The sequence below is a fragment of the Streptomyces sp. NPDC001381 genome (genome assembly GCF_042895685.1).
Lineage (GTDB): Bacteria > Actinomycetota > Actinomycetes > Streptomycetales > Streptomycetaceae > Streptomyces.
This window is the reverse complement of sequence record NZ_JBIAWO010000003.1, coordinates 406,025-427,327: the sequence shown is the minus strand read 5'-3', so window position 1 is coordinate 427,327 and position 21,303 is coordinate 406,025. Positions and strand designations below refer to the sequence as shown.

Annotated in this window: 19 protein-coding genes, 1 tRNA gene and 1 pseudogene; 10 read left to right on the top strand and 11 right to left on the bottom strand. The window is 70.0% G+C overall.

The features are described from left to right. Positions 1-3: 3 nt before the first annotated feature. From ACFY2L_RS15525 to ACFY2L_RS15515, 3 genes are all read right to left on the bottom strand, one after another. Positions 4-696: a DUF402 domain-containing protein gene (locus ACFY2L_RS15525; protein ID WP_390658457.1), complete on the bottom strand. Its 693-nt coding sequence runs from the start codon at positions 694-696 to the stop codon at positions 4-6. 72 nt (positions 697-768) lie between these two features. Continuing rightward, on the bottom strand, positions 769-2,172 hold the full coding sequence (locus ACFY2L_RS15520; protein ID WP_390822578.1) for a class II fumarate hydratase: 1,404 nt from the start codon (positions 2,170-2,172) through the stop codon (positions 769-771). A 342-nt stretch (positions 2,173-2,514) separates the two neighbouring features. Then, the gene (locus tag ACFY2L_RS15515; RefSeq protein ID WP_390658459.1) at positions 2,515-4,182 is read right to left on the bottom strand and encodes a fumarate hydratase; all 1,668 of its coding nucleotides are present in this window, start codon (positions 4,180-4,182) and stop codon (positions 2,515-2,517) included. Between the two features lie 169 nt (positions 4,183-4,351). On the opposite strand from ACFY2L_RS15515, the gene ACFY2L_RS15510 reads away from it, so the two are divergent. Next, positions 4,352-5,041: a DUF1707 domain-containing protein gene (locus ACFY2L_RS15510; RefSeq protein WP_390822577.1), complete on the top strand. Its 690-nt coding sequence runs from the start codon at positions 4,352-4,354 to the stop codon at positions 5,039-5,041. Positions 5,042-5,205: 164 nt separating this feature from the next. Continuing rightward, positions 5,206-5,583 carry a WhiB family transcriptional regulator gene (locus ACFY2L_RS15505; protein WP_390658461.1) on the top strand — a complete coding sequence of 126 codons (378 nt, stop codon included), beginning with the start codon at positions 5,206-5,208 and terminating at the stop codon, positions 5,581-5,583. Between the two features lie 120 nt (positions 5,584-5,703). Here the strand turns inward: ACFY2L_RS15505 and glpX are convergent, their stop codons facing one another. Beyond that, a complete protein-coding gene (glpX, locus tag ACFY2L_RS15500) occupies positions 5,704-6,738 on the bottom strand; it encodes a class II fructose-bisphosphatase (RefSeq protein WP_390658462.1) in 1,035 nt (344 codons plus the stop codon). 127 nt (positions 6,739-6,865) lie between these two features. Here glpX and ACFY2L_RS15495 point away from each other — a divergent pair, with 127 nt between their 5' ends. Beyond that, on the top strand, positions 6,866-7,390 hold the full coding sequence (locus ACFY2L_RS15495) for a DUF4245 domain-containing protein (RefSeq protein WP_390658463.1): 525 nt from the start codon (positions 6,866-6,868) through the stop codon (positions 7,388-7,390). Positions 7,391-7,457: 67 nt separating this feature from the next. Here ACFY2L_RS15495 and ACFY2L_RS15490 read toward each other — a convergent pair whose 3' ends face one another. The 3 genes from ACFY2L_RS15490 to xseA form a co-directional block, all read right to left on the bottom strand. Continuing rightward, positions 7,458-8,048 (bottom strand): malonic semialdehyde reductase, encoded by a 591-nt coding sequence (locus ACFY2L_RS15490; protein ID WP_390658464.1) that lies wholly within the window; start codon positions 8,046-8,048, stop codon positions 7,458-7,460. Between the two features lie 138 nt (positions 8,049-8,186). Further along, on the bottom strand, positions 8,187-8,414 hold the full coding sequence (locus ACFY2L_RS15485) for an exodeoxyribonuclease VII small subunit (RefSeq protein ID WP_390822576.1): 228 nt from the start codon (positions 8,412-8,414) through the stop codon (positions 8,187-8,189). Continuing rightward, positions 8,398-9,633 (bottom strand): exodeoxyribonuclease VII large subunit, encoded by a 1,236-nt coding sequence (xseA, locus tag ACFY2L_RS15480; RefSeq protein ID WP_390658466.1) that lies wholly within the window; start codon positions 9,631-9,633, stop codon positions 8,398-8,400. Before xseA ends, ACFY2L_RS15485 begins: the two co-directional genes overlap by 17 nt. Positions 9,634-9,783: 150 nt before the next feature. On the opposite strand from xseA, the gene ACFY2L_RS15475 reads away from it, so the two are divergent. After that, complete coding sequence (locus ACFY2L_RS15475; RefSeq protein WP_390822575.1) at positions 9,784-10,830, top strand: 4-hydroxy-3-methylbut-2-enyl diphosphate reductase; 1,047 nt, start codon at positions 9,784-9,786, stop codon at positions 10,828-10,830. A 72-nt stretch (positions 10,831-10,902) separates the two neighbouring features. After that, a complete protein-coding gene (ppgK, locus tag ACFY2L_RS15470) occupies positions 10,903-11,658 on the top strand; it encodes a polyphosphate--glucose phosphotransferase (RefSeq protein WP_390658468.1) in 756 nt (251 codons plus the stop codon). A gap of 549 nt (positions 11,659-12,207) precedes the next feature. Here ppgK and ACFY2L_RS15465 read toward each other — a convergent pair. Continuing rightward, on the bottom strand, positions 12,208-12,615 hold the full coding sequence (locus tag ACFY2L_RS15465) for a DUF6542 domain-containing protein (protein WP_390658469.1): 408 nt from the start codon (positions 12,613-12,615) through the stop codon (positions 12,208-12,210). A 651-nt stretch (positions 12,616-13,266) separates the two neighbouring features. Here ACFY2L_RS15465 and ychF point away from each other — a divergent pair. Beyond that, complete coding sequence (gene ychF / locus ACFY2L_RS15460; RefSeq protein WP_390822574.1) at positions 13,267-14,355, top strand: redox-regulated ATPase YchF; 1,089 nt, start codon at positions 13,267-13,269, stop codon at positions 14,353-14,355. 1,237 nt (positions 14,356-15,592) lie between these two features. Here ychF and ACFY2L_RS15455 read toward each other — a convergent pair. Then, on the bottom strand, positions 15,593-16,027 hold the full coding sequence (locus ACFY2L_RS15455) for a hypothetical protein (RefSeq protein ID WP_390822573.1): 435 nt from the start codon (positions 16,025-16,027) through the stop codon (positions 15,593-15,595). A 142-nt stretch (positions 16,028-16,169) separates the two neighbouring features. Between ACFY2L_RS15455 and ACFY2L_RS15450 the strand changes: the two are divergent. The 4 genes and pseudogenes from ACFY2L_RS15450 (at position 16,170) to ACFY2L_RS15435 (ending at position 19,579) form a co-directional block, all read left to right on the top strand. Then, positions 16,170-16,761: pseudogene (locus ACFY2L_RS15450) on the top strand (transposase). A gap of 243 nt (positions 16,762-17,004) precedes the next feature. Continuing rightward, on the top strand, positions 17,005-17,754 hold the full coding sequence (locus tag ACFY2L_RS15445) for a hypothetical protein (RefSeq protein ID WP_390822572.1): 750 nt from the start codon (positions 17,005-17,007) through the stop codon (positions 17,752-17,754). Between the two features lie 404 nt (positions 17,755-18,158). Next, entirely contained in the window at positions 18,159-19,265 is a 1,107-nt protein-coding gene (locus ACFY2L_RS15440) for a hypothetical protein (protein ID WP_390822571.1), read from the top strand. A gap of 194 nt (positions 19,266-19,459) precedes the next feature. Then, a tRNA-Gly gene (locus tag ACFY2L_RS15435) sits at positions 19,460-19,579 on the top strand. A gap of 139 nt (positions 19,580-19,718) precedes the next feature. Here ACFY2L_RS15435 and ACFY2L_RS15430 read toward each other — a convergent pair. Together ACFY2L_RS15430 and ACFY2L_RS15425 are read right to left on the bottom strand one after the other, a co-directional pair. Continuing rightward, positions 19,719-20,141 (bottom strand): hypothetical protein, encoded by a 423-nt coding sequence (locus tag ACFY2L_RS15430; RefSeq protein ID WP_390822570.1) that lies wholly within the window; start codon positions 20,139-20,141, stop codon positions 19,719-19,721. A 203-nt stretch (positions 20,142-20,344) separates the two neighbouring features. Further along, positions 20,345-21,271, bottom strand: coding sequence for a kinase (locus tag ACFY2L_RS15425; protein WP_390822569.1), 927 nt, complete (start codon positions 21,269-21,271; stop codon positions 20,345-20,347). Between the last annotated feature and the right edge of the window lie 32 nt (positions 21,272-21,303).

Sequence of the window (21,303 nt, the reverse complement as noted above, 5' to 3'; positions counted from 1 at the left end):
GTCTCATGTGGACATGCGCGCCGGGATGCGGTGCCAGTCCTCCGGGAGCAACGGTACGGCCCACGAGGCGTCCGGGCGCCAGTGCTGCCAGCCCTCGTTGAACGGAGCGTCCCAGGAGCGGATCAGCTCCACCGCCCCGTGGCCCGCCTCCCGCACCAGCTCGGCGACGGACGCGTCCATCAGGCCGTCCTGCTGGGCCTGCGCGAACTCGTCCTCGTCGCGCCAGCCCCAACTGCGGTCGGGGTACACGCAGATGTCCAGAAAGTGGTCCTCGGAGTCCACACCGCCGTCCCAGCGGGCCAGCGGCGCCTCCAGGTTGACGTACCAGTTCTTGAACTGCCAGCCCGGCTCCCAGAACAGCCACACCGACCAGGGTTCGCCGGGGCGGGCCAGCTTCAGCACACCCGTGCCGAACCAGCGGTCGAGCTGGACGGTCCGGGGCTTGGTGTAGCGCGTCCCCAGCGGTTCCTGGTGCAGCGGGGTGCCGTCCGCCAGCACCGGCTTGACGACCTGGGTGCCGGGCGCCAGCCAGACCGCCAGCATGTCCTCGTCGTCACGGACGACGGTGACCGGACGGGCGATGTGGAAGCCCGCGCCGCCGTTCTCACGGTAGCGCCACAGGATCTGGTCCCCGGGCGCCCAGAACGCCGCCGCACCGCCTCTTCCCATGCGCCTCACCGCTCCACCGTCTGCCATGCACAGATATTAGGTGCCATGGCCATACGACGCTGCGGCACGCGTCACGGTTCTGCGCGTGGGAGTGAAAGGTTACGGGTGTGTCATCCGCAGGACATCCAGCGCCTCGTCGAGTTGTTCGAGTGTCAGGTCGCCGCGCTCCACGTACCCGCTCTCCAGTACCACCTGGCGGATCGTCCTGCGCTCCGCCAGCGCCTTCTTGGCGACCTTGGCGGCCTCCTCGTAGCCGATGTACTTGTTGAGCGGGGTGACCACGGACGGGGAGGACTCGGCGTACTCGCGGGCGCGCTCGCGGTGCGCGACGATCCCGTCGACGGTCCGGTCGGCGAGCAGCCGCGACACGTTGGCGAGCAGCCGGACGGATTCGAGCACGTTCTTGGCGATGACCGGCAGCATGACGTTGAGCTCGAAGTTGCCGGCGGCTCCGGCGGTGGCGACGGTGGCGTCGTTCCCCACGACCTGGGCCGCGACCATCAGCACCGCCTCCGGGATCACCGGGTTGACCTTGCCGGGCATGATCGAGGACCCCGGCTGGAGGTCGGGCAGCGAGATCTCCGCGAGACCGGTGCGCGGCCCGGAGGCCATCCACCGCAGATCGTTGGCGATCTTCGTCAGGGACACCGCGATCGTCCTGAGCTGCCCGCTCGTCTCGACGATCCCGTCCCGGGCGCCCTGCGCCTCGAAGTGGTCGCGCGCCTCGGTCAGCGGCAGTCCGGTGACCCGGGCGACCTCCTCGATGACGGCGGCGGAGAAGCCGGGCGGGGTGTTGATCCCGGTCCCGACGGCGGTGCCGCCGAGGGGCAGCTCGGCGAGCCGGGGGAGGGAGGCGCGCAGCCGCTCCACGCCGTGGCGCACCTGGGCGGCGTACCCGCCGAACTCCTGTCCCAGGGTGACGGGGGTGGCGTCCATCAGATGGGTCCGCCCGGACTTCACGACATCGGCGAACTCCTCCGCCTTCCGGCCGAGGGAGCCGGCGAGGTGCTCCAGCGCCGGGACGAGATCACGGGTCACGGCGGCGGTGGCCGCGATGTGGATGGACGAGGGGAAGACGTCGTTGGACGACTGCGAGGCGTTGACGTGGTCGTTGGGATGGACGTCCCGGCCCAGCCGCTCGCCGGCCAGCGTGGCGATGACCTCGTTGGCGTTCATGTTGGAGGAGGTGCCGGAGCCGGTCTGGAACACGTCGACGGGGAAGTGCTCGTCCCAGTCCCCGCGGGCGACCTCTGCCGCCGCCTCCTGGATCGCCCCGGCGATCTCCTTGTCGAGCACCCCCAGCTCCGCGTTGACCTTGGCGGCCGCGCCCTTGATCCGCGCCAGCGCCTCGATGTGCGCCCGCTCGATCCGCTGGCCGGAGACGGGGAAGTTCTCGACGGCCCGCTGTGTCTGCGCCCGCCACTTGGCCTCTGCCGGCACCCGCACCTCGCCCATGGAGTCGTGCTCGATGCGGTAGCCGCCCTTGTCCTGCTCGTCGGTCATCGACGATCACCTCCACTGAGGGACAGCATCGCGGACGCACCCGCTGTTCCCGTGGACGCCACCCGCCGCGCCGCCGTCCCGGCCCGGGGCCCCGGCCCGGGATCGCGGTGAACGCCGGGCGGTGGCCGGGTCCTTGAGGACTCCTTCGACCGCTCCGCCGGACGGCACCGGCCACAGCCCACCCGACACCGGACGAGGGCCGACGGGGTCCGCCGGCGGGAATCCGGGGTGCGGGCTCCCCGGCGGGGGGCCGAAGGGGGCCGGCGGAGACGGGACGGGCCGGGCAGGGGCCGGACGGGCAGGGGCGGCGGGGCGGGATCCGCCCCGCCGCCCCGGGCGGCACTAAGCCAGCCCCGGTCCCCGGACCGGGATGGACGTGAACGTCGGCGCCGGCGCCGGGTCCTTGAAGAAGTCGTTGCCCTTGTCGTCGACCACGATGAACGCCGGGAAGTCCTCGACCTCGATCTTCCAGACGGCCTCCATGCCGAGCTCCTCGTACTCGACGACCTCGACCTTCTTGATGCAGTCCTGCGCGAGACGGGCGGCCGGGCCGCCGATGGAGCCCAGGTAGAAGCCGCCGTGGGTGCCGCACGCGTCCGTGACCTGCTGCGAGCGGTTGCCCTTGGCGAGCATCACCTTCGAACCGCCCGCCGCCTGGAACTGCTCGACGTAGGAGTCCATCCGGCCGGCCGTCGTCGGGCCGAAGGAGCCGGACGCGTAGCCCTCGGGGGTCTTCGCCGGGCCCGCGTAGTACACCGGGTGGTCCTTCAGGTACTGCGGCATCTCCTCGCCCGCGTCCAGACGCTCCTTGATCTTGGCGTGCGCGATGTCACGGGCCACGACGAGCGGGCCGGAGAGCGACAGACGGGTCTTCACCGGGTACTTCGTCAGCTCGGCGAGGATGTCGTCCATCGGCTGGTTGAGGTCGATCCTGACGACGTCCGACGCCTCGTCGAGGTGCTCGTCCGTGGTGTCCGGCAGGAAGCGCGCCGGGTCCGTCTCCAGCTGCTCCAGGAAGACGCCCTCCGCCGTGATCTTCGCGACGGCCTGGCGGTCGGCGGAGCAGGAGACGGCGATGGCGACCGGGCAGGAGGCGCCGTGCCGGGGGAGGCGCACCACGCGCACGTCGTGGCAGAAGTACTTGCCGCCGAACTGCGCCCCGATGCCGATCTTCTGGGTCAGCTCGAAGACCTTCTCCTCCAGCTCCTTGTCCCGGAAGCCGTGCCCGAGCGGCGAGCCCTCGGCCGGGATCTCGTCCAGGTAGTGGGCGGAGGCGTACTTCGCGGTCTTCAGCGCGTACTCGGCGGACGTGCCGCCGACGACGATCGCCAGGTGGTACGGCGGGCAGGCGGCGGTACCCAGCGAACGGATCTTCTCCTCCAGGAACTTCATCATGGAGGCCTCGTTCAGGACGGCCTTGGTCTCCTGGTAGAGGAACGACTTGTTGGCCGAGCCGCCGCCCTTCGCCATGAACAGGAACTTGTACGCGCCGCCGTCGGTGGCGTACAGCTCGATCTGCGCCGGGAGGTTGGAGCCGGTGTTCTTCTCCTCCCACATGGTGAGCGGAGCCATCTGCGAGTACCGCAGGTTGAGCCTGGTGTAGGCGTCGTAGATGCCCCGGGACAGGGCCTCCTCGTCGCCGCCCTCGGTGAGCACGTTCTGCCCGCGCTTGCCCATCACGATCGCCGTACCGGTGTCCTGGCACATGGGCAGCACGCCCGCCGCCGCGATGTTGGCGTTCTTCAGCAGGTCCAGCGCGACGAACTTGTCGTTGCTCGAGGCCTCGGGGTCGTCGATGATCCGGCGCAGCTGCGCGAGGTGGGCCGGGCGCAGGTAGTGCTGGATGTCGTGGACGGCCTCCTCGGCCAGCTTGCGCAGCGCCTCCGGCTCCACCTTGAGGAACGTCCGCCCGTCGGCCTCGAAGGTGGAGACACCCTCGGAGGTCACCAGCCGGTAGGGGGTGGTGTCCTCTCCCATGGGGAGCAGATCGGTGTACGCGAACTCAGGCATCGCAGCCCATTCCTCACTCTGCAGACGGCGACCCGTCGACGCCGACGGGCCTCACCAGCGTAGAACCTGGCCGCGACGGCGAGCTTGTGAGGTAAGGCTCAGTTGGAGCCGCGGCGGATCCCCCGGACGGGGGCTATCGCGATCTATCGTGTGTGGGTACGCTGCTGCCGTGGACCTTCAGAAGCAGACCGCTGCCGCCCCCACACCGACCGCCGAACTGCGCGCCTCGGACGCCGACCGCGACCGCATCGCCGACATCCTGCGCGAGGCCCTCGCGGAGGGCAGGCTCACGGCCGACGAGCATGCCGAGCGCGTGGAGGGCGTGCTGGCCGCCAAGACGGTGGGTGAGCTGGAGGTCTTCATACGGGACCTGCCCGCCGCCCACGGCCGCCGCCCCGCTCCCGGAGCCGCCCCGCACCACCCCGCCGCCGGCGCGATCCCCGCCGACCCCGACGACAGCGTTGTCGCGGTGTTCAGCAGCGCCAGCCGCCGGGGCCGCTGGCGCGCGGGCCGCCGGGTCCACGCGTACGCGGTCTTCGGCAGCGTGGAGCTCGACCTGAGCGAGGCGCTCTTCGAGTACCAGCAGGTCATGATCAAGGCGTGGGCCGTCTTCGGCAGCGTGGAGATCCGCGTCCCGGAGAACGTGTCGCTGCGCGGCACCGGCGGCGGCGTCCTCGGCAGCTTCGAGGTGGACGCGCTCGACTCGCCCGAGCCGGACGCCCCGGTGGTCTACGTCGACGGCTGGGCCGTCCTGGGCAGCATCGAGGGCAGACCCAAGCGCGGCAGGCTCGTCGCGGACATCCTCGACCGTGTGCAGCGCAAGGTCGACAGGGGTTTGCGCAAACACCTGGACCGTTGACGGTCGTGAATCCCGCCGGGCACCGGGCGACCCTCCCACCCCACGCGACCGCGCAGGACTCCCCGGAAACCAGCGGTTCGGAACGGAGTGCATAGGCGCGCGCACAGCGGGTAGGGCTTGCTGCATCGTCTCTCGCTCGCGAAGCCGTCGTCAGGAGTAGACCCGTGCTGCAAACGCCGCATTCGTCCCTGCAGGTCGCCGCCGTTCCGGCTCAGCGGGTGCCAGCGCGCGACAGGGACCAAGACGCTCCCTGGCACACCGAGGCGGTGTGCCGGCGCGACGAGGCAGGCCTGTTCTTCGCACCGTCGAAGGAGCCCACCGCCGCCCGCCTGTCCCGCGAGGAGGCCGCGAAGCGGGTGTGCGCCCGCTGTCCCGTGATGGTGGAGTGCCGCGAGCACGCCCTGCTGCAGCCGGAGCCCTACGGCGTCTGGGGCGGCCTCACCGCCGCCGAACGCCGGGTCGTCCTCGCCCGGCGCCGCCGCCGCGACATGGAACTGAAGAAGGCGGCCAGGTCGGCGGGGCGCATAGCGCAGGCAGGCTGACGGTCCCATACGAAAGGGGCGCCCCCCTCCGCACCGGGGGGCGCCCACTTTTCGGCAAACGGCCGGCCGGCCGGTCTCAGGGCGCGGGGCCAGGTGGACCCGCGGCCCCGCCCCCGGGTGCTACTTCGCCCGGTCGAAGTCGATCGCGCTGTACGCCCGCAGCTTGCTCAGCCGGTGCTCGGAGTCGATCCGCCGCACCGTGCCCGACCGCGACCGCATCACGATCGAGTCGGTGGTCGCGGTCTCCGACCGGTACCGCACCCCGCGCAGCAGCTCACCGTCGGTGATCCCGGTCGCGACGAAGAACACGTTCTCGCCCTTGACCAGGTCCTCGGTCGTCAGGACGCGGTCCAGATCGTGCCCCGCGTCGATCGCCCGCTGCCGCTCCTCGTCGTCCTTGGGCCACAGCTTGCCCTGGATGGTGCCGCCGAGGCACTTCACGGCGCAGGCCGAGATGATCCCCTCGGGGGTGCCGCCGATGCCGAGCAGCAGGTCGATGCCGGTGCCCTCGCGCAGCGCCAGGATGGAGCCGGCCACATCGCCGTCCGAGATCAGCTTGATGCGCGCGCCGGTGTCCCGGATCTCCTTGATCATGCCCTCGTGCCGCGGCCGGTCGAGGATGACGACGGTGACGTCCTCGGGGGTGGCGCGCTTGGCCTTGGCGACCCGGCGGATGTTGACCTCGATGGGCGCGTTGATGTCGACGAACTCGGCGGCCTCGGGGCCGGTGACCAGTTTGTCCATGTAGAACACGGCGGACGGGTCGAACATCGCGCCCCGCTCGGTGGCGGCGAGGACGGCGATCGCGTTCGGCATGCCCTTGGCCGTCAGCGTGGTGCCGTCGATCGGGTCGACGGCGATGTCGACCTCGGGGCCGGTCCCGTCGCCGACGCGCTCGCCGTTGAAGAGCATCGGCGCCTCGTCCTTCTCCCCCTCGCCGATGACGACCACGCCGTTCATCGAGACGGTCGAGACGAGGGTCCGCATCGCGCGCACCGCGGCACCGTCGGCGCCGTTCTTGTCACCGCGTCCCACCCAGCGGCCCGCGGCCATCGCGGCGGCTTCGGTCACGCGGACCAGTTCCAGGGCGAGGTTGCGGTCGGGGGCCTCGGAGGGGACATCGAGCTCGGACGGCAGGTGATGATGCTCGGTCATCGGAGCGCACCTTTCTGATACGACGACGGCCGGATGAGGGTTCGATCCTCGACTCTATCGTCAGTCCGACAAAATGAGCAGGGGCCCCCACGGATGAGCGCACCGGGCACCTGCGACGATGGGGGACGTGGCAGGTTCGAACGGCAAGCAGAAGACGGCCCGGGACATGATCCTTTCCCTGGGCCTCATCGTGGTCGCGGCGTGGGTCATCTATCTCTTCGTCCCGCACGACGATCACGCTCCCGACATCAAGCGGGTCGACTACCGCGTCGAGCTGCTCACGGCACGCCGCGCGGCGTCGTACCCGGTGGCCGCCCCCGAGGGCCTGTCCGACAGCTGGAAGGCGACCTCGGTGCGCTTCCAGGGCGCCGACTTCGATTCCTGGCATCTCGGTTTCCACGCTCCCGACGGGGAGTACGTCGCCGTCGAGCAGTCCACTCAGAAGCGCTCGCAGTTCATCGACGAGGCCAGCCAGGGCGCTCAGGCCACCAAGGTGACAGAAAAGATCGACGGCCGCACCTGGACCCGCTACACCGGCGGCCGCTACGACGCGCTCGTCCTGCAGGACACCGACGGCTCGACGACGGTCGTCGCGGGCACGGCGTCCTTCGACCGTCTGAGCGAGATGGCCGGGGCGCTCAAGATGGCGTGAGCCGCCGTCGTACGGCATGCAGGAGGCCCCCGGAACGCCGGGGGCCTCCTGCGTGTCACGCGGTCGCTCAGACCGTGGTGACGACCTGGTCGTACGCGAGGCGCGGGGAGCGCGGGTAGGACGCGTCCGGGCCCGGCCGGCCGATGTTGACCACCATCAGCGGGGTGTGGTCGTCGTCGAGGAACTCCTTGCGGACACCCTCGAAGTCCAGGCCGGTCATCGGGCCCGCGGCCAGGCCGGCCGCGCGGATGCCGATGATGAAGTAGGCGGCCTGCAGGGCGGCGTTCATCCCGGCGGCGTTCTCGCGGGCCGCGCGCTCGGCGAAGAACAGGTCCTTGGCCTGGGGGAAGGCCGGGAACAGGGTCGGCAGCTCCTCGTGGAACTCGTTGTCCGCGGAGAGGATCGCGACCAGCGGGGCGGTGGCCGTCTTGGCCTGGTTGCCCTCGGCCATGTGCTGGACCAGCCGCTCACGGGCCTCGGGCGAGCGGACCAGGGTGATGCGCAGCGGGGTCTGGTTGAACGCGGTCGGGCCGAACTTGACCAGGTCGTAGATCGCCTGGACCTGCTCGTCGGTCACCGGCTCGTCGGTGAAGGTGTTCGCGGTGTGGGCCTCGCGGAACAGCAGGTCCTGGGCGGCGGGGTCAAGAACGAGAGACATGGATGAACTTCCTCGGGTGCGCGTCCGGATCCGGGACGCCGGGCCGGCTGACACGCACGAAGGTACGGCAAAGGAAGTTCAAGGTTCAACAAATCTGGGGGTGTGGTGACCGTCCTCACAGTCACCACGGGCCCGCGCCTACGCGTCGCTCTCCCCCGCGCCCTCCTCCTCGGCCAGCGCCGCGTCCAGCCGCGCCCGCGCGCCCTCCAGCCAGCGCCGGCACACCTTGGCCAGCTCCTCCCCGCGCTCCCACAGCGCCAGGGACTCCTCCAGCGTCGTACCCCCCGCCTCCAGCCGCCGTACGACCTCGATCAGCTCGTCGCGCGCCTGCTCGTACCCGAGGGCTTCCTCAGCCTTGCTCGTCATGCACCCCGTCCTGGTTGTCGACTCGAACAGTGAACTCACCCTGGGCGACCCGCGCCCGCAGCGCCTCGTCCGCCGTCACCTCGCCCGGATCCCGCACCACGTGCCCGTCGGCCCTCTGCAGCACCGCGTACCCCCGCTTCAGCGTCGCGGCCGGCGAGAGCGCCACCACGCGCGCGTGCGTGTGCGTCAGCTCGGAGTCCGCGCGGTCGAGCAGATGCCCCAGACACCGCCGGGAACGGTCGGTGAGCGAGGAGACGAGATCGGCCCGCTCGTCGATCATCCGGTGCGGGTCCTGGAGCGCGGGCCGCGCCAGCGCGTGGGCGAGGCCGCGCTCCTCACGCTCCACGAACGCCTCCGCGCACCGCCGCGCCCGCCCGCGCAGCATCCGCACCCGCTCCAGCTCCTCCCCGACGTCCGGCACCACCTTCTTGGCGGCGTCGGTGGGAGTGGAGGCGCGCAGGTCGGCCACATGGTCCAGCAGCGGATTGTCGGGCTCGTGCCCGATCGCCGAGACGACCGGTGTACGACAGGCGGCGACCGCCCGCACCAGCTGCTCGTCGGAGAACGGCAGCAGATCCTCCACGCTGCCGCCGCCGCGCGCGACGATGATCACGTCGACCTCGCGGAGTTCGTCCAGCTCCTTCACGGCCTGGACGACCTGCGACACCGCGTGCACCCCCTGCACCGCGACATTGCGCACCTCGAAACGGACCGCGGGCCACCGGTGCCGGGCGTTCTCCAGCACGTCCCGCTCGGCGGCCGACGCCCGCCCGCACACGAGCCCGATGAGCTGCGGCAGAAAGGGCAACGCCTTCTTCCGCTCGGCCGCGAACAGCCCCTCCGCCGCCAGCGACTTCTTCAGCTGCTCCAGCCGGGCCAGCAGCTCGCCGACCCCCACGGGCCGTATCTCGACGGCCCGCAGCGACAACTGCCCCCGCGGCGCGTACCACTCCGGCTTCGCGTGGACGACGACCCGCGCGCCCTCCCCGACGACGTCCGCGACGGCGTCGAACACCTGCCGGTAACAGGTCACGCTCACCGAGATGTCGTACGACGGATCGCGCAGCGTCAGAAACACGACACCCGCACCCGGGCGCCGCGACAACTGGGTGATCTGCCCCTCGACCCACACCGCGCCGAGCCGGTCGATCCACCCCCCGATGAGCCGCGACACCTCACCGACGGGCAGCGGGGCGTCCGCGGACGTGTTCACAGCCATGCGCCCGAGGGTATAGGCCCGGACTGACAACGCAGGGTCGGCGAATTCAGCCCGTCCGGCGTTCGAGGACGAGGTCCGTTCACGGCCGGAGCGTGGGGCGGGGGGCGGCAGCCCCCAGGCACGCCGACGGTGGCCGGACCCGGCCTTACGATGGGACACATGACTGCTTCGCCTGCCCGCCGCCGTGTCCTGCTCGCCGCTCCCCGGGGCTACTGCGCGGGCGTGGACCGCGCCGTGATCGCCGTCGAGAAGGCCCTGGAGCAGTACGGCGCCCCGGTCTACGTCCGGCACGAGATCGTCCACAACAAGTACGTCGTGCAGACCCTGGAGAAGAAGGGCGCCATCTTCGTCGAGCGGACGGAGGAGGTCCCGCCGGGCAACATCGTGATGTTCTCGGCGCACGGTGTCGCCCCGGTCGTCCACGAGGAGGCCGCGCGCGGACAGCTCGCCACCATCGACGCGACCTGCCCCCTGGTCACCAAGGTCCACAAGGAAGCGGTCCGCTTCGCGGGCGAGGACTACGACATCCTCCTGATCGGGCACGAGGGCCACGAGGAGGTCATCGGCACCTCCGGCGAGGCCCCCGACCACATCCAGCTCGTCGACGGCCCGGGCGACGTCGCCAAGGTGGAGGTGCGCGACCCCTCCAAGGTCGTCTGGCTGTCGCAGACCACCCTCTCCGTCGACGAGACGATGGAGACGGTCGACGCGCTGAAGGAGAAGTTCCCGCAGCTGATCTCCCCGCCCAGCGACGACATCTGCTACGCCACGCAGAACCGTCAGCTCGCCGTGAAGCAGATGGGCGCCGAGGCGGAACTGGTGATCGTCGTCGGCTCCCGCAACTCCTCCAACTCCAAGCGGCTCGTCGAGGTCGCCAAGATCGCCGGCTCCCGCGCCGCGTACCTGGTGGACTTCGCGAGCGAGATCGACGAGGCCTGGCTGGAGGGCGTGAGCACGGTCGGCGTGACCTCCGGCGCCTCCGTCCCCGAGGTCCTCGTCGAGGAGGTCCTCGCCTGGCTCGCCGAGCGCGGCTACGAGGACGTCGAGCTGGTCAAGGCCGCCGACGAGCACATCACCTTCTCGCTGCCCAAGGAACTGCGCAGGGACCTGCGCGAGGAGGCGGCGGCCCTGGTGCAGGCGCGCGGCGGCAGCGGTGCCGAGGGCTCCGAGGGCTCCGAGGGCTCCGGGGGCGCCTGAGCGCCCCGGGCGGCTCCCGCCCGCCGACGCCTCGGGTGAGTGACCGTCAGTCCGCCGTCGTAACGTGGAGCCATGCAGATCTTCGGCGTGGACATCGGCGGATCCGGGATCAAGGGCGCCCCTGTGGACCTGGACAAGGGCGACCTGGCTCAGGAGCGCCTGAAAGTGCTCACCCCGCAGCCGGCGACGCCGGACGCGGTGGCCGACGGCGTCAAGGAGGTCGTCGAGCACTTCGGGTGGACGGGCCCGGTCGGCCTCACCTTCCCCGGTGTGGTGACCGGCGGGTCCACCATCCGGACGGCGGCCAACGTCGACAAGGGATGGATCGACACGGACGCGCGCGCGTTGTTCAGCGAGCGGCTGGGCGGGCTGCCGGTGACGGTGGTCAACGACGCGGATGCGGCGGGCGTCGCGGAGGCGGCCTTCGGCGCCGGGCGCGACCGCAGGGGCACGGTCATCCTGCTCACCTTCGGTACGGGCATCGGCAGTGCCGTCTTCGTCGACGGCGCCCTCGTCCCCAACACCGAGCTCGGCCACCTGGAGCTGAACGGGCACGACGCCGAGAAGCGCGCCTCCAGCAAGGCCAAGGAGGACCACGAGCTGACCTGGGAGCACTGGGCACGCCGTGTCCAGAAGTACCTCGCGCACGTGGAGATGCTGTTCTCGCCCGAGCTGTTCATCATCGGCGGCGGCGTCAGCCGTAAGTCCGAGAAGTTCCTGCCCTACATCGAGGGCATCAAGGCGGAGATCGTCCCGGCGCAGCTGCAGAACAACGCGGGGATCGTGGGGGCGGCGATGCGAGCGGCGGAGAAGGGCCCGGGCAGCTAGGGGGTGTTTCGAAAGTCCCGCACAGCACCCGCGGCGCCCGGCACGCACCCTCGCCGCACCGGCCGAAGACCCAAGCAGCTCCGCTACGAGGGCCTTCGTCCGGCACGCCGAGGGCACGCACCGAACACCGCGGGCACCGCACGGGACTTTCGAAACACCCCCTAGGCCGGCTGTGAGAGGGGCGCGTGCCGCGCGACGCCGGGCGCGCTCCCCGCTGCCGTGAAGATCCTCACGGCCGCAAAGACGTGGGAGACACCCAGGTACCCCACTCGCCGCACCGCCCGCCGGAAGCCCGAGTACGCCCGTTACGAGGACTTCCGGGCGGCACACCGAGCGCACGCTCCCTCACAACCACCCGGCCCCGCTCGCGCGGAAGGGGCCCTACGACGTCGCGCGGCCGTCCCGCGGGCGACGACGCCACGTCCGCGGCAGGCCCTGGAGCACCTCGCCGCCCGCGCAGCCCTCGCCGTGGCCGGTCTCGGCCTCGGCCTCGCCCGCCGCACCTCCGAGGCGACCCCGGCCCGCCCGCGGCGCCCCGCACGGGCGGTCTCAGGACGCCCCCCGGAGACGCGCCCGGCGGCTCGCGGCCCGGCGGCGGGCGGCCCGCCGTACGGCGCGCGCGAAGACGGTCGCGGTCGCGGCGAGCGTCCCGCCGTAGAGCCAGCCGGCCTGGGTTGCCAGTGCCGTGACCAGGCCCATCAGCCGCGCTCCCACCCCGCCCTCGCCGCCGGTCACGGGCAGCAGCCCCAGGGCGAAGGCGATCGGCACGACCACGGGCGCCGACAGCAGATCGCCCCGGCGCACCCACAGGGCGGTCAGCACGCACACCGGCAGGAACAGCACGCTGTAGACCGTCAGCGAGCCGGCGAACAGCAGCTCGTCCACGCTCCCGAGCGCGCACATCAGCACCCCGCTGAACAACCCGCTCCCGAGCCCCGTCAGCCGGGGGTTCGGCATCCGCCGCAGAGCCCGCACCAGAGCGATGGGGGACAGGAGCCCGCCGGGGGAGGGGCGCCGCGCCTCACGGGGCCGCGCACCGCCGGCCACCGACCGCGCGGATCCCGAGGGCCGTCGATCGCCCGGGACCCGGGGCGTCCCCGAGCCCCGGGCCGGCCCGGAGGCCCGCTGAGCCTCCGAGCCCCGGGCCGCCCCCGGCATCCTGGGCGAGCGGGAGGGCCGGGGCGGCACCGATGGCCGGCCGGGGCCGGTTCCGGTACGGCCGGAGCCGACCGCGCCCTGCGCGGGACGGGCGGTGCCGGCGGGACGGGTGGGACGAGCGGGGCGCGCCGGACCCGCGCCGACACGCGGCTCCTTGCGCACCCGCCCCCGTTCCTGGGGTGGCAGGGGCGGCGGTGAAGGCGGGTCCCGGCGGGTCGTGTTCTGTGGGGGGCGCGTCCTGTGTTGCTCCACTGGACCAACTTAGGTCGGTTTATGTGCCGAATCGGGTGTCGGACACGCCGAGGGGCGAGCCTCGGCCAAGCGTTCGACAGGCCCGCCGGGCCGGCGTCCGGCACGCCGTAAACTGGTGGATCGGCCGGCCCTCCGGCCCCCAGGCCCCCTCACCGCGGGAACCGGCCCCCTGGCCCTCTGACTACGGGAAGTCGCAACGTGTCGCTCACGATCGGAATCGTCGGTCTGCCGAATGTCGGCAAGTCGACCCTGTTCAACGCCCTGACCAAGAACGACGTGCTGGCGGCCAACTACCCGTTCGCCACGATCGAGCCGAACGTCGGCGTGGTCGGCGTCCCCGACGCCCGCCTCACCAAGCTGGCCGACATCTTCGGCTCCCAGCGGATCCTCCCGGCGACCGTCGACTTCGTCGACATCGCGGGCATCGTGCGCGGCGCCTCCGAGGGCGAGGGCCTCGGCAACAAGTTCCTGGCGAACATCCGTGAGTCCGACGCGATCTGCCAGGTCATCCGCGCCTTCAAGGACGAGAACGTCGTCCACGTCGACGGCAAGGTCTCGCCCAAGGACGACATCGAGACGATCAACACCGAGCTGATCCTGGCGGACCTCCAGACGATCGAGAAGGTCCTCCCCCGGCTCCAGAAGGAGTCGCGGATCAAGAAGGACGTCGCGCCGAAGGTCAAGGCCGTCGAGGAGGCCAAGGAGATCCTGGAGAGGGGCGACACCCTCTTCTCGCAGGGCATCCTCCAGGGCAGCGAGCGCGCCGAGCTCCTCCACGACCTGCACCTCCTCACCACCAAGCCCTTCCTCTACGTCTTCAACGTCGACGAGGACGAGCTGACCGACGACTCCTTCAAGGACGAGCAGCGCGCCCTGGTCGCCCCCGCCGAGGCGATCTTCCTCAACGCCAAGCTGGAGGCGGACCTCGCCGAGCTCGACGAGGAGGACGCGATGGAGCTCCTGGAGTCGGTCGGCGCCGAGGAGCCCGGCCTCGCCACCCTGGCCCGCGTCGGCTTCGACACCCTCGGCCTGCAGACCTACCTCACGGCCGGCCCCAAGGAAACCCGCGCCTGGACCATCAAGAAGGGCGCCACCGCCCCCGAGGCCGCGGGCGTCATCCACACCGACTTCCAGAAGGGCTTCATCAAGGCGGAGGTCATCTCCTTCGCCGACCTGGTGGAGACCGGCTCGGTCGCCGAGGCCCGCGCCAAGGGCAAGGCCCGCATGGAGGGCAAGGACTACGTCATGCAGGACGGCGACGTCGTGGAGTTCCGCTTCAACGTGTAGTGCCTGATTCCTTGATCTCCTGAAGTGGCAGGTCAGGATAGGAAATCCCAGGTCAGGGGCGGGATCTTCGGATCTGGCCCCTTCCTGTTCTCTCCGGCTGGATCAGCCTGTTTCCTGGCCCTGTGCTGACTCGGTGCTGACTCTCGGGTCGGGTCTGTACGTGCTCTGAGCCGGGGCTTCCGGGGGTGCCGTGTGAGGCCGGACAGAACGAGGGGCGCACCTGGGAGGGGCACGGGAAACCCGGTACGCAGATGGGAGCACCAGTACTCCGAAGGAGAGTGTCCGCAGTTGAGGGTCTGGCCGACCGCCGATGTGCTGGTGATCTTCCGCTTCTATTCGCCGGACGAATCGAATTTGATGTCGACCTGCGGGAACTCCAAGGGCAGGAGCGACTCGACTACGGAGCCGCTTGTTCCCTGACTGCTACCGATTGAGCCCCGAACGTCCTATGGCGTGAGCCATCGGCGCCCCTGTGCCCGCCTCTGTCGGCCTCCTCCGCAGGTCGGTAAGCAGGTATGGCTGGCTCGGTAGGCTGTCGGTCGTGGTGGGGATCGTTGAACGGCTGGTGCCGGATTGAGTTGTGGGAGCTGTTCCAGCGGGTGGTGCCGGGGGCGCCGACGCGTCCCCAGGGCGGCGAGGGCGGCGTCCCACTCCTCGTAGGTGGGCCGGCCGTGGGAAGCCCACGCACGGACCTCCTCACTCTTCCAGGCAAGCACCGTTCAACGGTGTCGAAGATGGCAGCGAAATATACGGCCACCGTCAAAACACCGAACGGACCCCGAATCGCGTTCGGGGTCCGCATCGAACGGAAGAACAGGAGACCACTGGTAGCACGGGCGGTGGGATTCCACACCAGCGGCAAAAGACGGCGGAACTCTCCGACCGTCAGCCGGTGCGAGTGGACTATCCACAGAAGGAGCTTATTTCAAGACTCCTGGCGGATACCTGTGAGATCTGTGGAGCGATACCTGCCACGATCGAATCCACTCGGAACGGCCTGTCAGACCACTCACGCCGTTGTCCGGTTCGGCGGGAGGCCGCGCGGAAAAGGACTCTCCTCAGTGAGAACCTCGCTGCGCGGCCCACCCATCGTCGTGGCTGTCGGGCTACTCTCGGACTCTCCGCCGCTCTGTGCTGCTACAAGAGGCTCGTCCGTCGAGGGTGGAGGCGACGGCCACCCGAGGTGATTCGGGCGACCCTCACCTCAAGCTCCAGCTGCGAGAGATGCGGTCAGCAGCTATTCCCCAGAGCCATATATTTCGAAGCTCTCGACTTTAGAGTTGCCATTCCGGGTGATTGTCACCCAGTATCGCTGGTTGTTTAGAATGTCATAACTGTTGGTTTCGCAGGTGCCGGAGCCGCCCTTGTCCCACTCCCTCTCCTTGTGCCATTCATTAAGGCCGGCGTAGTACATGTAGACACGGCCCTGGACGCCCTTGCCGTCGGCGTAGAGGTCGCAGAGAGTGAACTTGTCGCCGTTGTCCTTGTAGGCGATGCTTCCGACGATGTGACCGTCAATGGTGAGGTTGACCTTGTCGTCACCGGTTGCATGCGCAGGGTTGGAGAGGCCGACCACGAGGGCTACTGGCGCACAGACTGTCACTGCTCGCGAAATCCATTTTCCGGAAAACATGGCTATTCCTTTTCCTGGGTTCGTCGGATTGATGCCCAATACTCAACCATGAATACGCTGCCCCGCCCAGTGATTTCGGAGAAATGCCGATGAAGAGTTCTTATCGAGGGCCACGTGGGAACTTATGACCGTTGTCCATAAGACGTCGCTTCTGATGGCGTGATCACTCGTTGAGCCGTGCATGACGGATCTGGTGGAGCGGTTGGTGTCGGACGAGTTGTGGGCGCTGTTCCGACGGGTGGTCCCGCCGACGGAGGTCATACGCCCGCCCGCAGGGCGGCGGCCGACGTCGGGCCGGTGACCGCGAATGCCCGGCGGCGATCGTCTTCGTGGCCACCTCGGGCTGCACCTGGCGGCAGCTGCCACCGGTGTTCGGGCCGGCCTGGCCCACCGTCTACCGTCGCTTCGCCCGGTGGAGCCGGAATCGGGTGTGGGCCAGACTGCACCGGGTCATCCTCGACGAACTCGGCGCTCGAGGAGAGCTGCGCTGGTCGCGGTGCGCAATCGATTCCGTCAGCGTCCGGGCGGCAAGTAGGGCGCAATGCGCCGAGTGCGACGATGTCTTCAGCGTCACATCCGCCACCGCATCGCCCGTAAGGGCATCGGGGCGTCCACGCGGCTCGGCCGACACCGCTGGGTCGTCGAGAGAACGGTCTCCTGGCTCGCCGGATGCCGAAGACTGCACCGCCGCTACGAGCGCAAGGCCGAGCACTTCCTCGCCTTCGTCGGCATCGCCGGCAGCCCTCATCGCCTACCGCCGACTCACCAGCTGAAACGGCGTCTAAAGACCCCGCCACCAGCGAGAACGCTGAGGACGGGGTCTTCGCGTATGTGCAGGCGGATGCAGCCTGGAGCGGGCCTATGTCGGGGTCCGTGGAGGAGGCGTGGATGGGATCTTGGGGCGTCGTCGCAGGTCGCCGACTACTTTCCGACCCAGGCTTGGCTTGCACTCGAGGCAGGGCGACTGATGCGCCCCCCGTGTGAAGGGTGCGCACCCGGCTGCTTGGATCGCTGGCATGACGGACTGGTCGCAGCTCCACCACGCCTACGGCAGGGCAGAAGACATTCCCGGTCTGCTCGACGCAGTGAGCCAGGACCCGAGCGATTCAGGCTGGAGCGAGCTCTGGTCCCGGCTGTGCCATCAGGGCACCGTCTACTCGGCGAGCCACGCGGCCTTGCCGGCCCTACGAGACATGGCGCGCCGGTGGTCGCCCGCGGACAGACATGGGCCGCTGTTGCTGGCGGGCGCCATCGCGGCCAGCACCGACCAGCCATACGGCGAGCGAGATCCACACGTTGCCTATGCCGCGGAGATGTCCGACCTGTTGCAACTGACCGAGGAAGCCCTTCGGGATCCGGGCCTCAGCGATGACCCCGGAACTTACGTCTACTTGCTCGCCGCACTCCTCAGCTTCGAAGGCGTCGAGGTGTGGGGCGAACAGCTCGACGGTCTGAACGACGACGAGTACGAAGTTCCCTGTCCCTCGTGTAGCGCCGAGAACTTCATGGCCTTCGGTGAGTACGGCTTCTTCTCGACCACGGACAGCATGTACATGAACGAGACCGCGGCACAGAAGATCCCTCTTCAGCCCGCAGACTCTTCGGCGCTGGAGGGGCTTGCCCAAAGACTGCACAGTCGCGCGCTCACCGACAACCAGGCCGATGTCGCGGCCAAGTTGACTTATCTTTTCGGTAAGGCGCAATGCGCCGAGTGCGACGATGTCTTCAGCGTCGCGAATGTCATTGCAACCCGCTGGAACGGGTGAACCACTTCCGGCGGGGATGACTGACCCCTCGCTGAGACGGGCTGGCTCAGGCCTGGCTCCAAGCCTGCCGATGGCGAGCGACGCTGTACACCTGCTCGACCTGCTCGGCCGTCAGTACTCCGGAGGGGTGTCAGAGCCGCCACTTGGCGCTCCTGGTACACCCGGACCACGAGCGCAAAGCCGATCACTTCCTGGCCTTCACCAGCATCGCCCGCACCCTCATGTGCTACCGCAGACTCGCCAAATGAGATGTCGTCTTAGTCAGAGGCGGCGGCTGGTACTTGCCCGCGCTGCTTCGGCGCTCCATGACGGTGGCATGTGCCGTTCCCGCAACGGATGAGGAAACATGTTGGCTGGCTGTCGGCGAGCTGCGACAGTGCGTCTGTTTCCCAGGCGGAGGACATTTGTTTGTTTTCGTGTGTGCGGGATGCGGAGCCGAGTTGACCACCCCGCTGTCCCAGGTCGCACTGCCAGTTCACGCCCGTCAGAAGTACGGGAACGGGGCCCAGCTTCCGGTGCTCATGGAGTCCGGGACGTTTGCCGTGGACCCGGACCCCTGGGGAGGGCCGTGGCGGATGTGGGACGAGATCGATCCGGGCGAGGCGGAGGCACGCGGCATCTACGCGCCGGTCTACGCCCTGTCCGACAGCACGCCCGGGGCGAGTGTCATCGCGCCCGGTGATATCCGTGGAACCCGGCTGATTCCTGAGAAACGCGGCGGTGCCTGCTGCGGCCTCGACGGAGCCGACGGGCCCAACATGGCCTGCGAGACATGCGACCGCCCCGTGGCGACCAGAGTCGATGACTGCTCGCTCTGGCAGGCAGTGCGGCTCAGCCCGGATGCCGCGCACCGCGTCCCCGTTGACGGTACCCACGCTGCGCCCCTCTCCTGGTCGGAGCTGACAGGGAAGGGGGAGAAGACGCCCCCGTTCGAGCCGATTGCCACGTGGGGAGGCCGGTTGGGGCCGAACCACTACTGGTCGTGGAGCCCGCAGTGGGAGGCGGCAGCCGGCCAGGCTCTCGCCCACCTGCTGGTTGCCTCCCACGGGCAGCCGGTGACGGTCCCGGGCGGTCTGACCGCGGACGTGTTCCAACGCGCGCTCGATGCCCTGCTGCCCGCAGGCCCCCCGAAGCGGCGCGCCGTCCTGGCTGGACCAGGACAGCCCTCCCCGGACGCGGGCGTCGACATCCTGCTCGTACCGGTCCATCCCCAGACAGGTCAGAGCTGGATCCCCGCCAGCCCCACTGCGTTGGCAGACCTGGTGCCCCTGCCGCTGGGGGTGTGGCTGTGGCTGGTCTCTTCCCAGCCCTACTTGCCGGTTCCCGCGTCAGGCCGCATACCCCGAGACGTACTCCGCGACGACCCCCTCCCGCTGCTCCCCAACTCCCTGTTCCGGGCCGACCGGGAAACGTTCCTGCACACCTTGGTCCGGCTGCCAGCCGTGCGCCGCCCGTGGCTGCGCACGATCGTCGAGAACCTTACGCAGAGCACCTCGGCCGACCCCTTCTAGCCGTCCGGCAACCGAACAGCGCCAGACTCTCGTGCCTCCCGAAGTGGTCGACATCTGCTGTTCGATCTCGGGCTCTGGCACAACCTCTGTGGACCCGCGGCAGCGGTTGCCTGCGACCAGATAAAGATTCGTCCGCAGAGAACGGTGTCTCTACGCTTGTTCGGAGCGGGAGTGCGCGCATTTCCGCAGGTTGCGGTGCCGTGGCAGAGCGGTCCATTGCGATCGCCGTGGGCGAGGTCCCTCCCACGGCGACTGACGGAGACGGGGCGGACCTGCTCCCCTCTGTCTCGCGGGTTCAAATCCCGTCGGCACCGCAGCCGACCAGGACGTAGTCCGGCGCACGGACCTGCCGCCTCGCGCCAGGTCCACAGAAGGTGTGCCAGAACCCGATCTCGTGGACAAAGCCACCGCGTAGGTAAGCCCCGGGGGAACTGGGGCCGAAAGGGGTGGGAGTCAGGTGACTGGCGACGCGCACGCCAGGAACGGCCCGGCCGCCTGGCTCCAAGACTCGCCCGGTGCGAGTGCGGCTGCTCCCTCCGTACGTAGCGACTCGACGACGGGCGAGAGGAAGTCTGTACGCCAGTGTCGTACGGCTTGCTCCTGCATCCCGCTCGCGTCGACGACTGCACCCACCTTCGCTTCGAGCACGGCCACGCCCTCTGCGATGTCTTCACCGGTCCACTCGTCCATGCGGTCGGCCACCAGGGCCCAGGTCAGCTTGATCATGCGCCGGATCGTAGAGGCGACGGCGACGCAGAGGCGCTCATCCGCATTGTTGAAGACGCTGGCACAGCGCGGGCATTCTGCATGGCCGAAGAGATGGGCGATACCGTCGGCGAGCACGGCTTCGCCATCACGGACGGCAGTCTTATGCATCCATCGACCGCTGCCGGAGCTCCCGGCTGCTCATGCAGGAACAGCCACATGCGGGCCGGCTTCTGCGACTCCTTGGCCGCGGGCCGCTTGCGGGGAATGGAGGTGCTCCACTTGTCCGGGGTCTCCATCGACCACCAGCTTGGGCAGCCCTTCGCCGGCCCCGTGCCGGGAGACGAACCGGGCCAAGTCCGACGGCGATGAGGTCATGGCCGGCCGGTCGTGAACTCCCACTGTTCCTCGAATCCCCAGTGGCGCAGGCGGCGGCGGGCCTCGGGCGGGGGCGGGACGGCGGGGGTGAACAGGAGGCCGGCGATGTCGCCGCTGTGGGCCACCTGGACGCCGAGCGCCGCGCAGTCGTGGGCGACGGCGAGCAGGCGGTCGAGGGCCGGGACGGGCAGGTGGCGCTGGTTGAGCAGCGCGCTCCGGGTGGCCACCGTGCCCAGCAGGGCCGCGTCGCCGGTGCGTACGGCACACCGGAGCAGCTCGCGCAGGTGGTCGAAGCGGGCGATCTCCGTGTCGTCGTAGCGGGGCGGCGGGAGGGAGAGGGTGTCCACGCCCCGGCCGTCGCCGCCCGGGCGGGTGCCGAAGCCGAGCACCCGCAGCGGAGGCAGCCGCCGGCCGAAGTCCTCCAGGGCCCGACCCTCGCGCTGCGCGAACAGCACCGTCGTCTCCTCGAACATCAGGGCGTCGGCGGCGGTCTCCGCGCGGACCGCGAGGCGGGCGGCCTCCCGTGCCGTCAGAGGGGCGTCGTAGGCGTCCCGTACCGCGCGGACGGCTGCCAGGACGTCGCTGGTGGAGGAGCCGAAGCCCCGGCCGAGCGGTACCTCCCCCGACAGCTCCAGACGGCCGCCCGCCGGCCGGTCCCCCAGCGCCAGTTCGGCCGCGCGGCGGGCCTTGGTCTTCCAGGGCGGGGAGACCGTCACCGCGCCGCCCGGGGCCGGCGTGAAGGCCGCGCGGGTGGTGTACGACGGGCAGGGGAGGGTGACCAGGGCGCGGACGGGCGTGTCACGGTCGGGGACGGTGAACGCGCCCTGCAGGAGCTCCCCGTGGTGGGCGGGGGCGGTGCCCCGGCCGACGCGCGCGACCGTGCGCACCGACGTGGATGCGACGGCTGTGGATGCGACGGTCACGGCCCTCCCTCTCGTTGCCGCCGACATCGTGC